10 protein-coding genes are annotated in these 14,081 nt (G+C 70.0%); all 10 read left to right on the top strand.

The annotated features are described in order from the left end of the window. The first annotated feature begins 1 nt into the window (after position 1). Entirely contained in the window at positions 2-1,219 is a 1,218-nt protein-coding gene (locus HFP15_RS05725; RefSeq protein ID WP_168512158.1) for an acetyl-CoA C-acetyltransferase, read from the top strand. Beyond that, the gene (locus HFP15_RS05720) at positions 1,216-2,307 is read left to right on the top strand and encodes an NADH:flavin oxidoreductase/NADH oxidase (RefSeq protein WP_168512156.1); all 1,092 of its coding nucleotides are present in this window, start codon (positions 1,216-1,218) and stop codon (positions 2,305-2,307) included. The genes HFP15_RS05725 and HFP15_RS05720 overlap by 4 nt, the downstream gene beginning before the upstream one ends. A gap of 35 nt (positions 2,308-2,342) precedes the next feature. Next, entirely contained in the window at positions 2,343-3,947 is a 1,605-nt protein-coding gene (locus HFP15_RS05715; protein WP_168512154.1) for an FAD-dependent monooxygenase, read from the top strand. Between the two features lie 694 nt (positions 3,948-4,641). Continuing rightward, the gene (locus HFP15_RS05710; protein ID WP_312871478.1) at positions 4,642-4,863 is read left to right on the top strand and encodes an SDR family oxidoreductase; all 222 of its coding nucleotides are present in this window, start codon (positions 4,642-4,644) and stop codon (positions 4,861-4,863) included. A gap of 293 nt (positions 4,864-5,156) precedes the next feature. Next, positions 5,157-6,170, top strand: a complete 1,014-nt coding sequence (locus HFP15_RS05705) for a LysR family transcriptional regulator (protein WP_168512152.1) — start codon at positions 5,157-5,159, stop codon at positions 6,168-6,170. Positions 6,171-6,227: 57 nt separating this feature from the next. Then, positions 6,228-7,757 carry a 4Fe-4S dicluster domain-containing protein gene (locus HFP15_RS05700; RefSeq protein ID WP_168512150.1) on the top strand — a complete coding sequence of 510 codons (1,530 nt, stop codon included), beginning with the start codon at positions 6,228-6,230 and terminating at the stop codon, positions 7,755-7,757. 30 nt (positions 7,758-7,787) lie between these two features. Next, positions 7,788-10,652, top strand: coding sequence for a molybdopterin-dependent oxidoreductase (locus HFP15_RS05695; RefSeq protein WP_312871477.1), 2,865 nt, complete (start codon positions 7,788-7,790; stop codon positions 10,650-10,652). Then, positions 10,649-11,755 carry an Mrp/NBP35 family ATP-binding protein gene (locus HFP15_RS05690; RefSeq protein ID WP_168512148.1) on the top strand — a complete coding sequence of 369 codons (1,107 nt, stop codon included), beginning with the start codon at positions 10,649-10,651 and terminating at the stop codon, positions 11,753-11,755. The genes HFP15_RS05695 and HFP15_RS05690 overlap by 4 nt, the downstream gene beginning before the upstream one ends. 225 nt (positions 11,756-11,980) lie before the next feature. After that, positions 11,981-13,366, top strand: coding sequence for an MBL fold metallo-hydrolase (locus HFP15_RS05685; protein WP_168512146.1), 1,386 nt, complete (start codon positions 11,981-11,983; stop codon positions 13,364-13,366). A 45-nt stretch (positions 13,367-13,411) separates the two neighbouring features. After that, on the top strand, positions 13,412-14,023 hold the full coding sequence (locus tag HFP15_RS05680) for a rhodanese-like domain-containing protein (protein WP_168512522.1): 612 nt from the start codon (positions 13,412-13,414) through the stop codon (positions 14,021-14,023). The last annotated feature ends 58 nt before the right edge of the window (positions 14,024-14,081 follow it).

The following is a 14,081-nucleotide window of genomic DNA, read 5'->3' as shown; positions in this document are numbered from 1 at the left end:
CATGCCCGACGCAGTCATCGTGTCGACCGCGCGTTCGCCCATCGGCCGTGCGGTCAAGGGATCGCTCGCCGCGATGCGCCCGGACGACCTCGCCGCCGCGATGGTCGCCGCCGCGCTGGACAAAGTCCCGGCACTCGACCCCGCACAGATCGACGACCTGCTGCTCGGCTGCGGCTGTCCCGGCGGCGAACAGGGCCACAACGTGGCGCGCGCCGTGTCCGTCCTGTTAGGACTAGACTCGGTGCCCGGCGCCACCGTCACCCGCTACTGCGCCTCCAGCCTGCAGACCCTGCGCATGGCGAGTCACGCCATCAAAGCCGGCGAAGGCTCGGCGTTCGTGGCCGCCGGCGTCGAAACCGTCAGCCGCTTCGCCAAGGGAAACAGCGATTCCCTACCGGACACCATGAATCCGAAGTTCGACGACGCCAGCGCCCGCACCGCGCGCGCAGCCGACGGTGGCGTCGAATGGCGGGATCCCCGCGACGCGTCGGAACTCCCCGACATCTATATCGCGATGGGGCAGACGGCGGAGAACGTCGCGCAGCGCAACGGGGTGAGCCGGGAGGACCAGGACGAGTTCGCCTGCCGCAGCCAGCACCGTGCCCAGGACGCGATCGCGAACGGCTTCTGGGAGCGGGAGATCACCCCGGTTCGCACCCCGGACGGTCAGCTGGTGTCCCGTGACGACGGACCGCGGCAGGGCGTCACCATTGACGGACTCGCCGGGCTCAAGCCGGTCTTCCGGCCGGACGGCACCGTGACCGCGGGAAACTGCTGCCCGCTCAACGACGGCGCCGCGGCACTCGTGGTCCTGAGCGACACGAGAGCCCGCGAACTCGGGCTGACGCCGCTGGCGCGTGTGCTCGCCACCGGCGTCTCCGGACTGAGCCCTGAGATCATGGGCCTCGGCCCGGTGCGGGCGTCGGCGAACGCGCTCACCCTTGCCGGGATGACCATGGCGGAGATCGACCTCGTGGAGATCAACGAAGCGTTCGCCGCGCAGGTCCTCGCGTCACAACGGGAACTCGGGATCGACATGGACCGGCTCAATGTGAACGGCGGGGCGATCGCGATCGGGCATCCGTTCGGGATGACCGGCGCGCGCCTGGTCACCACGATGATCAACTCGTTGCGGTGGCACGACAAGCAGACCGGGCTGGTCACCATGTGCGTCGGCGGCGGGCAGGGGATGGCCGTCGTGCTGGAGCGGCTGTCGTGACGCGACTGTTCTCGCCGCTGCGGCTGCGCGGTGTCGAGTTCGGGAACCGGGTGTGGCTGGCGCCGATGTGTCAGTACAGCGTCGAATCGCGCGACGGTGTCCCGTCCGAATGGCACCTCGTGCATCTCGGCGCCCGCGCCGCCGGCGGGTTCGGGCTGGTCATGACGGAAGCCACGGCCGTACTCCCGGAAGGGCGGATCAGCCCGCAGGACACCGGTCTGTGGAACGAAACCCAGCAGGAAGCCTGGGCGCGGATCATCGCCTTCGCCCACAGCCAGAGCACGGCAATCGGCGTGCAGCTCGCGCACGCCGGACGCAAGGCATCCGCCTGGGCGCTGGCGTCGCGGCGGGACGGAACGATCCCCGCCGACGAGGGTGGCTGGCAAACCGTGGGCCCGTCGCCCGTGGCGCTCGATGGTCTCGACACACCGCGCGAGATGACGCGGGACGATATCGATGCCACCGTGCGGGCGTTCGCCGCCGCCGCGGCGCGCGCCGACCATGCGGGCTTCGACGTCGTCGAACTGCATGCCGCGCACGGCTACCTGATCCACCAGTTCCTCTCACCGCTGTCGAACTTCCGCATCGACGACTACGGCGGATCGTTCGACAACCGGACCCGGCTGCTCGTCGAGATCGTGGACGCCGTCCGGCGCGAATGGCCCGCTCACAAACCACTTTTCGTGCGGTTCTCGGCAAGCGAATGGGTCGAGGGCGGGTGGACGCTCGAGGACACCGCCGAACTCGCCACCCGGATCCAGCCCCGCGGCGTCGATCTGATCGACGTCTCATCCGGGGGAGTGGTCCCACCGGGAAAGATCAAACTTGGCCCGGGTTACCAGGTTCCGTTCGCGCGGCAAATCCGTGCCACCGCGGGGATTCCCACCGGTGCGGTCGGCCTGATCACCGACCCGGAGCAGGCCGAGCACATCCTCGCCGAGGGCTCCGCGGATGCGGTTCTGCTGGCGCGCGCGGCGTTGCGCGAACCCGCATGGCCGTTGCGAGCCGCCCACGTCCTTGGCATCACGCGCGACGAGGCGCCCTATCCGACCCAGTACCTGAAGGGCGCATGGCCCCGGCATCACTAGCGGCGCCCGCGCTTCCAGAACGGAGGAAGCCAGTCATGGCAGGAAAAATCGTCTCGATCATCGGCGGCGGACCCGCCGGCCTTTACGCGGCGCGGTTGCTGAAGGCCCGCCGGCCCGGGTGGTCGGTGACCGTGTACGAACGCGCCGAACGCGACGAGCCGTTCGGTTTCGGCGTGAGCCTCACCGGCAGCGCGCTGGCCTCGTTCGAGGCAGCCGACCCGGAAACGCACGCCGCGATCGCCGCGCTCGGCGTCGCCGCTCCGAGCGCGGAGTTCCGGCTCGACGGCAGGACGGTGCGCATCCCCGAGTTCAGCCGAGGCGTCGCGGTGGCCCGCCGCGACCTGCTCCGCGTGCTGGCCTCCGCATGCCGGTCGGCCGGCGTCGAGCTGCTTTCGGGCACCAGGGCGGATGTGGGTGAACTGCGACGGCGATCCGATGTCGTGATCGTCGCCGACGGCGCGAACAGCCCCAGCCGTGCGGCGTTGCGCGACGAACTCGGGGCCCACGAGAGCTTCGCCAGGGATACCTTCATCTGGTGTGCTGCCGACGTTCCGCTCGACTGCGCGGTCTTCATTCCGGTCGCCACCGAGCACGGTGTCTACGCGACGCACTCCTACCCGTTCACCGGATCCCGATCGGGTCATGTGATCGAAGCTTCACCCGAGACGGTCGCCGCGGCCGGCATGTCCATCGGGCCACGCCCCGACGGGAGCTCCGACGAGGTGGGGCTGGAGTACCTGGCCGAGGTGTTCAAGGACCTGCTCGGCGGAGCCCCGCTGATCGGAAACCGGTCCGTGTGGGGGAAATTCCGGTGGGTGCGGTGCGACCGGTGGCACCACGAGAACGTCGTGCTGATCGGTGACGCCGTGGCGACCGCGCACTTCTCGCTGGGATCGGGCACGAAGCACGCCATGGAAAGCGCGATCTCGCTCGCGGACGCGCTCACCACAACCGAATCGGTGCCCGGGGCGTTCGCGAACTACGAGGCGACCCAGCGGCCGGCGACGGCGCAGTTGCAGGACCGGGCGTGGCGCAGCAACCTGTGGTGGCAGTCGATCGATCAGCGCCTGCATCTCACCCCGGCGGAAATGGCTGTCTCGTACCTGACCCGCGCCGGGGCGATGTCGCTCGGCAAACTCCTCGGCTCGGCTTCGGGGCTCATCGCCGAAACCTCACGGAGCTTCGGCGAAAACCCGCCCTCGGAGGCAGATGCCTTCGGGGAATGGCTGACCCACCGGCCGCTGCGCGTGCGCGAGGACGTCGTGCTCGAGCACCGCGTGCTCGGCCAGGACGGCGGTGCGGTGGCCGTGGTCCCGCCAGGCGGGGTCGCCGCGGCGCGAGCGCGCCAGGCCGCACCGGTGGTGCTGGCCGAAATCATCGTGGACACCGATGATCCGTGGAGCGCCAATGCGACCGCGCTGGTGAAGCGCGCCGACGCCGCGATCGCGGCCGGTGCGGACGGTGTGCTGCTGGCCGGCAGGCCCGAGCGCGCTCCGGTACTGGACCGCATCGCGCTCGCCGAACGCATTCGCCTGTCCGCACACGTACCCGTGGCCGCCCGCGCTCGCGCCGAGTTTCGTAGCGAACTACTGGAAGGTCTGCTGGCCGGACGCATCGACCTGATCGCCTTCGAAACGTGACCGAGGACACCGGCCCGCGTGCCCGAGCGCGGGCCCGGCCCGGAGACGACAGCCGGGCCGTTCGCGCGGGATTGAGCGACAATACGGCGTGTACGTAACCGTGGGCATGGCTGGCGGCGCGCCGGTCGGCGCGGTCAGCTGGTCGACGTGCTTGCGGATCCGCCCGAGGTCCGGTCGCGTGGCGGGTGCTTCGTCCGGGCAGGCTGTCCAGCGCGCGAACAGTCCGCTCAGTGACGCGGTCGGTGAGCGCGCCGAGCCTGCCGAACGACGTGCTCGCCGCGGCTCCAGCGAGTTCCACAATGGACGGATATGCTGCGGGAGCCGCCGCGGTGGGCGGCGGGGCGCTGCTTCTGATCACCGGGACGAGCGGCTTGTCGAGGAGCCTCCGGTTCCCGTGGCGTCGCGATGCGGATCGCGATGCGGATCGCGATGCGGTACGCGGACCGTGTCGATCGCCTCGTGCTCATGGCGCCGGGCGGAGTCCTCCCGGTGAACCCGCCGTCGTGGCCTGTCGGGCTCGAACACCTTTTCGCCTACATGGCGGCGGAAAAGCCTTCTCGCGAAGCCATGGCCGAGTTCGTGCGCCTGATGGTGTACGACGAGTCCCTGGCGACCGAGACGCTCATCGACGAGCGTTACGAAGCGAGTCTCAGGGTGCAAGGGCGTTACCAGCAACTGCGTTTGCCCCGGGTACGTGCGAACCCCGTTGGTCGAGAGGCAGCTGGCCGACCAAGCCGAGGTGCACGGCCTGAGTACCGACCAGGTGGTGTCGGACGTGCTGCTGGCGCGATCAGCGGTCAAGCGCCTGATCGAGCGGGACGAGGTCGCCGGCGCGGTGGGGTTCTTGTGCTCGCCGGAGGCGACGTCCATCTCCGGCACCGAGTTGACCCTCGACGGCGGTTGGAGCGTCTCGTGAGGGCGCGGAGGCGGCACGAGGCTCGGGTGCGTCCACGATGGTGAGCACAGCCGAGCTTGTGCTGGGTGGTGACTCGCATGACTCTCCTGGCTTGGAAAGAGGAACAGAATCCAGGCCATGTTTTGCGATGGGAACCTCCAGGTCGCGCACCCCGCTCGGCGCGGCGCTGATCGATCCCGTCCACCGGGTGTCGACGCAGTGGCCCGTGGCCGCCGAAGTCGCCGAAGCGGACGCAACGTGGGATACCATGGGGTGTATCCAAGTCACTGGACCGGTCGGGAAGGTGCAACGGTATGTCGCTACCGGACGGCCACCGGGACAGCCCCGCGCCTGGACCGGCCCAGGCCGTCCCCGCGCCCGAGGCGCGGTCGCAGTTCGAGCGGCTGTCAACGCGCGTGCCGGAGATCGGCGCACTCGAGTTGCTGCTCTCGGTCGCACGGTGTGGCAGCCTCGGCCAAGCCGCCCGTGAACACGGCATCTCACAGCCGGCGGCGGGCTCGCGCATCCGCAATCTGGAACGGCTGCTGGGGCTCGCGCTGATCGAACGTTCCGCGGCCGGTTCGCGGCTGACGCCCGAGGGAGCGATGGTCGAGCAGTGGGCACGCGAGGTGGTTCGCGCGGCCGCCGGCCTGGACGCCGCGGTCGCGGCGCTGCGCGCCCACCACGAGCGCCGGCTGCGGATCGCGGCCAGCATGACGGTCGCCGAATACCTGATCCCGGGATGGCTGACCGAATTGCACGCCCGGCGGCCACGGGCCACCGTCGCGTTGCGGGTCGTCAACTCGACCGAGGTCGCCCAGCTCGTCGCCGCCGACGCGGCCGACATCGGGTTCATCGAGGGACCCGAGATGCCGGAGGGGCTGCAGTGCCAGGTCGTGGGCCGGGACCGGTTGCGGCTCGTGGTCGCACCCACTCACCCCTGGGCGCGCCGGCGGTACCCGGTGAGCGCCGCGGATCTCGCCGCCACGCCCATGGTCGTCCGCGAGCCGGGGTCCGGCACGCGCGACACGGTTGAAGCGGTGCTCGCCGAGCACGGCCCGCTCGCCGCGCCGCTGGTCGAGCTGTCCTCGACGACCGCGATCAAGGCGGCGGTGGAGGCCGGGCTGGGACCGGCGGTCCTCAGTTCGCTCGCGGTGGCAGCCGAGTTGGCCGACGGGCGGCTCGTGGCCGTCGAGATGGCGGGGGTGGAGCTGGGCCGCGTGCTTCGCGCGGTCTGGCCGGCGGGGCGGCGTCTGACCGGGATACTCCGCGACGTGGTCGCGGTCGCGAGGCAGCAGACGGCGGCCCGGGTCCAAAGCTCGGCTTAGGGGGCCCAAAGCCTGCTATGGGCCTCCAAGGGTGGCCGCGCGACCTACGGTTGCCACATGCGATATGGCTTCGCGATCGACCAGCGGACCTGCATCGGCTGCCATGCCTGCACAGTGGCGTGCAAGACCGAGCACGAGGTACCCGTCGGACAGTTCCGGACCTGGGTCAAATACGTGGACTCCGGGGTGTTCCCGGCGACCACTCGCGACTTCGGCGTGATGCGGTGCAACCACTGCACCGACGCCCCGTGCGTCCGGATCTGCCCGACGAAGGCGCTTTTCACCCGAGAAGACGGCATCGTCGATTTCGACCGCGACCGGTGTATCGGCTGCAAGAGCTGCATGCAGGGGTGCCCCTACGACGCGATCTACATCGACGAGGACACCCACACGGCGGCGAAGTGCAACTTCTGTGCGCACCGTGTGGACGCCGACCTGGAACCGGCATGTGTGGTGGTCTGCCCCACGCACTCCATCTGGGTCGGCGATCTCGACGACCCGGAATCGGGCATCGCCAACCTGGTCCGGACCAATCCGGTGAGTGTCCGCGCTCCCGAGCAGGGCACCGGGCCGAACGTCTTCTACCTCGGCGCCGACCGCGCGGTACTCGACCCGCTCGCGGCACCCGCCGCCGACGGTTACATCTTCTCCACGCCCGACCCGCACCGGGCTGAGGTCGCCGCGGACCTGCCCACCGACCCGGTGACCCTTGCCAGGACCACGCTGAACACCGCGCATCCCCGCCCGTGGGGCTGGCGCGTGACGACGTACCTGTGGACCAAGGCGGTGGGCGCCGGCGCGATGATGCTGGCGGCGCTGGCCCAGTTGCTCGGCATCGATCTCGGCTGGATCGGGGCCGTGGTCGCGCCGGCCGTCGGCGTGGCGGGGGTGGCGATCACCGGCCTGCTCCTCGTGACCGACCTCAAGCGGCCGGAGCGCTTCTTCTACATCCTGCTCAAGCCGAACCCGAGATCGTGGTTGTTCTGGGGCGCGGTGGTGCTCGCCGCCGGCGCCGCGGTGTTCTCGGCGTGGCTGGTGCTCGGTGTACTAGCCACGATGGGAATCGCCACCGGAAACGCGCTGACGTGGCTCGCGGTGCCCGCGCTCGTGGCCGCGGCGATGGTCACCGGATACACGGCGTTCCTCTTCGGTCAGGCAGAAGGCCGCGATCTGTGGCAGTCGCCGTTGCTGTTCTGGCACCTGCAGGCGCAGGCCGTGATGGTCGGCGGCGGGGTGCTCGTGCTCGCCGCGCTCGCCGGTGACGTGACCGGCGCGGCGCGCACGCTGCTGGTCGCCGCGTTCACCGTGGCCGGCGCCGTGCACGTCGGGATGACGCTGCTGGAATACCTCGGCCGTCATCCGACCACGAACGCGGCCGCGGCGGCGGAGATGGCGGTGCGCGGCCGGTACGCCCGGACGTTCTGGGGCGGCGGTATCGCGCTGGCACTGGTGGGCGTGGTGCTCGCCGGGATCGGCTGGGCGGGACCGCTGCTCGTCGCCGCTGTCGGCGGGCTCGTGGCGCAGGCGGCGCTGCTGGCCTACGAGAGCGTCTTCGTCCGAGCCGCGCAGGACGTTCCTCTGTCCTAAATAGAGAATCTTCTCCAGGAGGCAGTGCCCGTGACCCGCATCGTTCCCGATCGTCCGGCCGTGGCCGATTCGCAACCCACCGAGCTGCCGGGTGAGCGCACCCACGAGCGGCTGCGCAACTACCCGCCGGTCGAGCAGTGGGACGACGTCGTCGCCTACGACGCGAAGGCGCACCCGCGCAAGGTGCCGCGCCACTACATGCTCGTCCCCACCACGTGCTTCAACTGCGAGAGTGCGTGCGGGCTGCTGGCGTACGTGGACAAGGAGGACTTCTCGGTCAAGAAGGTCGAGGGCAACCCGGCGCATCCGGGATCCCGGGGCCGCAACTGCGCCAAGGGGCCGGCGACCATCAACCAGGTCAACGATCCCGAGCGGCTGCTGTACCCGTTGCGCCGTACCGGATCCCGCGGCGGGGGCGAGTGGGAGCGGGTCAGCTGGGACGACGCGCTCGACGACATCGCCGCCCGGATCCGCACGTCTATTGTGGAAGGACGCCACGAGGAGGTCATGTACCACGTCGGCCGTCCCGGCGAGGACGGCTTCGCGGAGCGCTTCCTGCAGGCATGGGGCGTGGACGGGCACAACAGCCATACCAACGTGTGCTCCTCGGGTGCGAGGCTCGGGCAGACGCTGTGGGGCGGTTATGACCGGCCCTCGCCCGATCACGCCAACGCCAAGGTGATCCTGCTGCTGTCGAGCCATCTCGAGACCGGGCACTATTTCAACCCGCACGCGCAGCGGATCATGGAGGGCAAGCAGGGCGGGGCGAAGCTGGTCGTGATCGACCCCCGGATGTCGAACACCGCGTCCCACGCCGACGTGTGGCTGGCACCGTGGCCGGGAAGCGAGGCGGCGATCCTGCTCGCCGTGGCTTCCCACCTGCTGCGCACGCGGCAGATCGACGAGGCGTATCTGCGGCGCTGGTTCAACTGGCAGACCTACCTCGACCGCCGCCACCCTGACCGTCCCGCCACGTTCGAGTCCTTCCTGGACGCGCTGGAGTCGGACTACGCCGAGTACACGTTCGAGTTCGCGGCGGCCGAGGCCCAGGTACCCGCGGCCCGGATCGAGGAGATCGCGAAGCTGGTCGCCTCGTGTGATCACCGCCTGGCCGCGCACATCTGGCGCTCGGCGGCCGCGGGCAACCTCGGCGGCTGGCAGGTGGCCCGGGCACTGTGGTTCGTGCTCGCGCTGACCGGTTCCATCGGCACCGTCGGCGGCACGAGCCCGAACGGCTGGGACAAGTTCATCCCGCACGGCCCGGACATGCCCCCGGCCCACGATCACTGGAACGAGCTGGCCTGGCCGGCCGAATACCCGTTGTCGTGCAACGAAATGTCCATCCTGCTGCCGCACTTCCTGCAGGAGGGCCGCGGCCGGCTGTCGGTGTACTTCTCGCGCGTGTTCAATCCGGTGTGGACCTATCCGGACGGGTTCAGCTGGATGAAGGCGTTGCGTGACACGGACAAGATCGGGTTGCACGTGGCCCTGACGCCGACCTGGTCGGAGACCGCAGAGTTCGCCGACTACGTGCTGCCGACGGGGCACGCGACCGAACGCCACGACACCCACTCCTACGAGACCCACGCCGGCAAATGGCTCGGGTTCCGGCAGCCGGTGCGACGGGTCGCGCTGGAACGCTCGGGACATCCGGTCGCCGACAGCCGCGAGGTCAATCCCGGCGAGGTGTGGGAGGAGAACGAGTTCTGGTTCGAGCTGTCCTGGCGGATCGACCCGGACGGTTCCCTGGGCATCCGCCGCTACTTCGAATCGCCCTACCGGCCGGGAGAGAAGATCACGGTCGACGAGTACTACCGGTGGATCTTCGAGAACCAGGTGCCCGGTCTGCCCGACAAGGCCGCCGCGCAGGACATGACGCCCCTGCAGTACATGCGCCGCTACGGCGTCATCGAGGTGCAGCGCGACGTCTACCGTGCCGACGAACGGCCGCTCACCGAGACCGAACTCGAGGGCGCGGAGCCCGACGCCGAGGGCGTGCTGCGCAAGCCGACCGACCTCGACTCGACGCCACCGCTGGTCGGCGAGGCCGGGGCGGTCGGTGTCCGGCACGAGGACGGCACCACGACGGCCGGATGGCTCACCCCGTCACGCAAGCTCGAGGTCTACTCCACCTCGATGGCGGACTGGGGCTGGGAGGACCAGGCGACGCCGGGCTACATCCGGTCGCACGTGGCCCGGTCGGAGATCGACCTCGACAAGGGTGAACTGGTCCTGGTGCCGACCTTCCGGCTACCGACCCTGATCCACACCCGGTCGGGGAATGCCAAGTACCTCAACGAGATCGCCAACTCACACCCGCTCTGGCTCAACTCGCACGACGCCGCCCGGCTCGCGGTGCGTACCGACGACCTGGTGCGCGTGTCCACCTCGATCGGCTATTTCGTCGCCCGCGTCTGGGTCACCGAGGGCATCAGGCCGGGCGTCTGCGCGCTGTCGCACCACATGGGCCGGTGGCGGTTGCAGGACCAGGAAGGCAGCCGCTGGGTGTCCGGGCTCGTCGACATCACGCATCCCGACGGCGACGAGTCGTGGCTGCTGCGCTACAAGGGCGGGGTCGCCCCGTTCGAGTCCGACGACCCCGACTCTTCGCGGATCTGGTGGTCCGACCCGGGCGTGCACCAGAACCTGGCGTTCGGTGTCCAGCCGGATCCGTGGTCGGGCATGCACTGCTGGTTGCAGAAGGTCCGCATGGAGGCGGCGCATCCCGGCGACCAGTACGGCGACGTGTTCGTCGACACCCGTCGTTCGCGGGAGGTCTACCGGGAGTGGCTGGCCATGGCCAAGGCCACCCTCGGCCCGGACGGCCAGCGGCGGCCGGAGTTCCTCATGCGCCCGGTCAAACCGCGGCGCCGTGCGTTCCGGGTGGGCGAATGAGCGTGCTCGCCACCTGGTCCCTGGATGAAGAACGGGTCCGTGCCGTCGCGGGCGCCGTGCTCGAACCCGAGGCCGGTGTGTCCCTCGCCGACCTCGGTCTCGTCGACGATGTCTCGGTCCACGCGGGTGGCCGGGTCCGGGTGCGGGTGCACCTGCTCGCCCGCGAGCATCCATCGGCCGACGCCCTGGCAGAAGCGGTGCGCGGCGCTGTGTCGTGCGTCCCCGGGGTACGCCGGGTGTCGGTGGATCTGGCGCCGCTGCCCGAGCGCGCGCGGGCCGAGCTGGGGGACCGGCTCCGCGCGGATTCGCCGCCCGTGGGCCGCACGCCGCGCGTGTACGCGGTCGCCAGTGGCAAGGGCGGGGTCGGCAAGTCCACCGTCACCGCCAACCTGGCCGCGGCGCTCGCGGCCCAGGGACAGCGGGTGGGCCTGCTGGACGCGGATGTCTGGGGCTATTCCGTGCCACAGCTGTTCGGGGTGCGGCGCAGCCCCATCGCGATCGGCGGGCTCATGCTGCCGGTGCTCGCGCACGGCGTGCGCCTGATGTCCACCGGGTTCTTCGTCGCCGAGGACCAGCCCGTGATGTGGCGTGGCCCGATGCTGCACAAGGCACTCGAGCAGTTCCTGGCCGACGTGTGCTGGGGCGAGCTCGACGTGCTGCTGCTCGATCTGCCACCCGGCACCGGCGACATCACGCTGTCGTTGCTGGAGCTGGTGCCCGACGCCGCGCTGCTCGCGGTGACCACTCCGCAGATCGCGGCCAGGACGGTGGCCGCGCGTGTGGTCCGGATGGCGCGCGACACGCGCATGCCGATCGCCGGCGTCGTGGAGAACATGGCGGGCGCGGTGTGCGCGCACTGCGGAGACAGCACCTCGCTGTTCGGCCACGGCGGGGGAGACGCACTGGCCGAACAGGCGGGCACCGAGGTCCTCGGCAGGGTGCCGCTCGACCTGCCGCTGCGGGAAGCGGGGGACGCGGGCGTGCCGGTGGTGGTGCGCTCGCCCGAGGCACCCTCCGCGATGGAACTCTTCCGGATCGGGGCCGGACTGCCCGCCGTCCGCCGCAGCCTGCTCGGCCGCTCGCTACCGCTGATGGTGAAGTAGGACTTTCGCGCGACGGCGTCGAATCCGGCCACGTGTGCGCCACACCCCCGTGGGTATGTCCCATGCGGCGAATTCCGTTCGCGCAGGACCGGTTTCCGTGGTCGCCCCGGCCGGCTCGATCACTCCTTTTTTCCTGGCAGGAAGGGCGTTTGACGGTTCGCGAGAGCCGGGCTAACCTGGACTGCCAGATACCCCCATGGGTATGGAACACGATGTGGAGGTTCCATGTTTTTCGCCCAGTACTACCTCGAATGCCTGTCCCAGGCTTCCTACCTGATCGCGGACGAGACCACCGGCAAAGCGGTCGTCGTCGATCCGCGCCGTGATGTCTCCGAATACCTGGCCGACGCGGAGTCGCGTGGCTTCACGATCGAGGCCGTCATCAACACCCACTTCCACGCCGACTTCCTGGCCGGTCACCTGGAGCTGGCGGCGCAGACGGGCGCGTGGATCGGCTATGGCCGGCGCGCCGAGGCCGAGTACCCGATCCGCAAGCTCACCAACGGTGAACGCATCAGCCTGGGGGAGGTGACCCTCGAGATCATCGAGACTCCCGGTCACACCCCGGAGTCGATCAGCGTGCTGGTCTACGAGCACGCCGACGACGAGGTCGCCTACGGGGTGCTGACCGGCGATGCCCTGTTCATCGGCGATGTGGGCAGGCCCGACCTGCTGGCGTCGGTCGGTGTCACGGCCGACGAGCTGGCCCGCATGCTCTACGACAGCGTCCAGCGGAAACTGATGTCGTTGCCGGACGCGGTGCGGGTGTTCCCCGCGCACGGGGCCGGATCCGCGTGCGGCAAGAACCTGTCCACCGAACGATCGTCGACGATCGGGATGCAGCGCCTCACCAACTACGCCTGCGCGCCGATGGCCGAAGACGAGTTCGTTGCGGCGGTGACCGCCGATCAGGCGGCCGCGCCCGCATACTTCGCCTACGACGCCACACTCAACCGCCAGGACCACGAGCTGTTCGATGCGGGGACGGCGGGACCGCTGACCGCGGCGGACGTGCTGGCCCTGCGGGACGGCGGTGCGGTGCTCGTCGACGGCCGCGATCCGCAGGAGTTCGCCACCGGTCATCTGCGCGGTTCGGTGAACGTCCCCGCCAATGGGCGTTTCGCCGAGCAGACGGGCACAGTGGTGCGCCCCGGGCAGGAGGTCGTCGTCATCGCGCCCGAAGGCCGGGAGCGCGAGCTCGTGACGAGGCTGGCCCGGATCGGGTTCGACCGCGTCGCCGGGTACCTCGCTGAAGCCGAGTCCGTCTTCCCGGCACTGGAGGATGAACTGACCCGGTCCAGCCGCGTCACCGCCGAGCAGCTCCGAGAGGCTCTTCAGCAGGAGCAGCCACCGGTCGTCGTCGACGTCCGCAACCCCGGCGAACGGCAGGAGGGGCACATCGAAGGCTCGCTGCACATCCCGCTCGCGCAGCTGCGCGACCGGGTCGAGGAGATCCCGCTCGAGCGGCCCGTGGTGTTCCACTGCGCAGGAGGCCTGCGCTCGTCCATCGCGGCCAGCCTGCTGCGGCACGTGGGCCGGGACGACGTGTCCGACCTGCTCGGCGGGTACGGCGCCTGGCTCCTGCTATCCGAAACCGTCGTCCAGCACTGACCCCCTTTCTCTCTCCCCAATCCCCACGTTCTCTGCGAGGCAGTCATTTCCACCACGAAACCTTCGACCAGTAACACCGGCAAGCTGAATTCGGCCGTCCTGCATGGGCTACTGCGTGGCGACGGCGCCCCGCGGCTGCTCGATGTGCGGACCCCGGGCGAGTTTCAGACGGCCCATATTCCCGGTGCCTACAACGTCCCGCTCGACACCCTGCGCGAGCACCGCGCCGAGTTGCGGGAGCACCTCGACGAGCAGGTCCTGTTGATCTGCCGTGCCGGTGACCGGGCAAGCCAGGCGCAGGAGGCTCTCGCGGAAGCGGGCCTGCCGAACCTGCGCGTGCTCGACGGCGGCATGCTCGCCTGGGAAGCCGCGGACTACCCGGTTGTCCGCGGAAAGCCCCGCTGGGACCTCGAGCGCCAGGTTCGTCTGGCGGCCGGGTCCATCGTGCTCGTCAGCGGTCTGGCCGGATTCGTGCTTCCCGGTGCGCATCTGCTCGGCACGGCGGTCGGTGCCGGGCTCGCCGCGGCGGCGGTCACCAACACGTGTGCGATGGGCATGGTTTTGTCCAAGCTTCCCTACAACCGAGGTCCCAAAACGGATGTCAAGACCGTGATCGGCGCCCTGGCGGCCGACAGATCCGACGCCGCCGCGACCTGAGCAGCGGGGAAGGACGAAAGGCCCCGGAAGCGGTGCGCAGGTGCCCTATCTCGCGGGT

This window comes from Amycolatopsis acididurans (genome assembly GCF_012328925.1).
Taxonomy (GTDB): domain Bacteria; phylum Actinomycetota; class Actinomycetes; order Mycobacteriales; family Pseudonocardiaceae; genus Amycolatopsis_E; species Amycolatopsis_E acididurans.
Note: the sequence above shows the minus strand (reverse complement) of the source record. Positions and strands in the feature narration are given on the sequence as shown.

Bases quoted from the DNA above. Each gene is read 5' to 3' on its own strand.
- HFP15_RS05715 (WP_168512154.1), top strand. From the start codon at position 2,343: ATGGCAGGAAAAATCGTCTCGATCATCGGCGGCGGACCCGCCGGCCTT.
- HFP15_RS05725 (WP_168512158.1), top strand. From the start codon at position 2: ATGCCCGACGCAGTCATCGTGTCGACCGCGCGTTCGCCCATCGGCCGT.
- HFP15_RS05685 (WP_168512146.1), top strand. From the start codon at position 11,981: ATGTTTTTCGCCCAGTACTACCTCGAATGCCTGTCCCAGGCTTCCTAC.
- HFP15_RS05700 (WP_168512150.1), top strand. From the start codon at position 6,228: ATGCGATATGGCTTCGCGATCGACCAGCGGACCTGCATCGGCTGCCAT.
- HFP15_RS05705 (WP_168512152.1), top strand. From the start codon at position 5,157: ATGTCGCTACCGGACGGCCACCGGGACAGCCCCGCGCCTGGACCGGCC.
- HFP15_RS05690 (WP_168512148.1), top strand. From the start codon at position 10,649: ATGAGCGTGCTCGCCACCTGGTCCCTGGATGAAGAACGGGTCCGTGCC.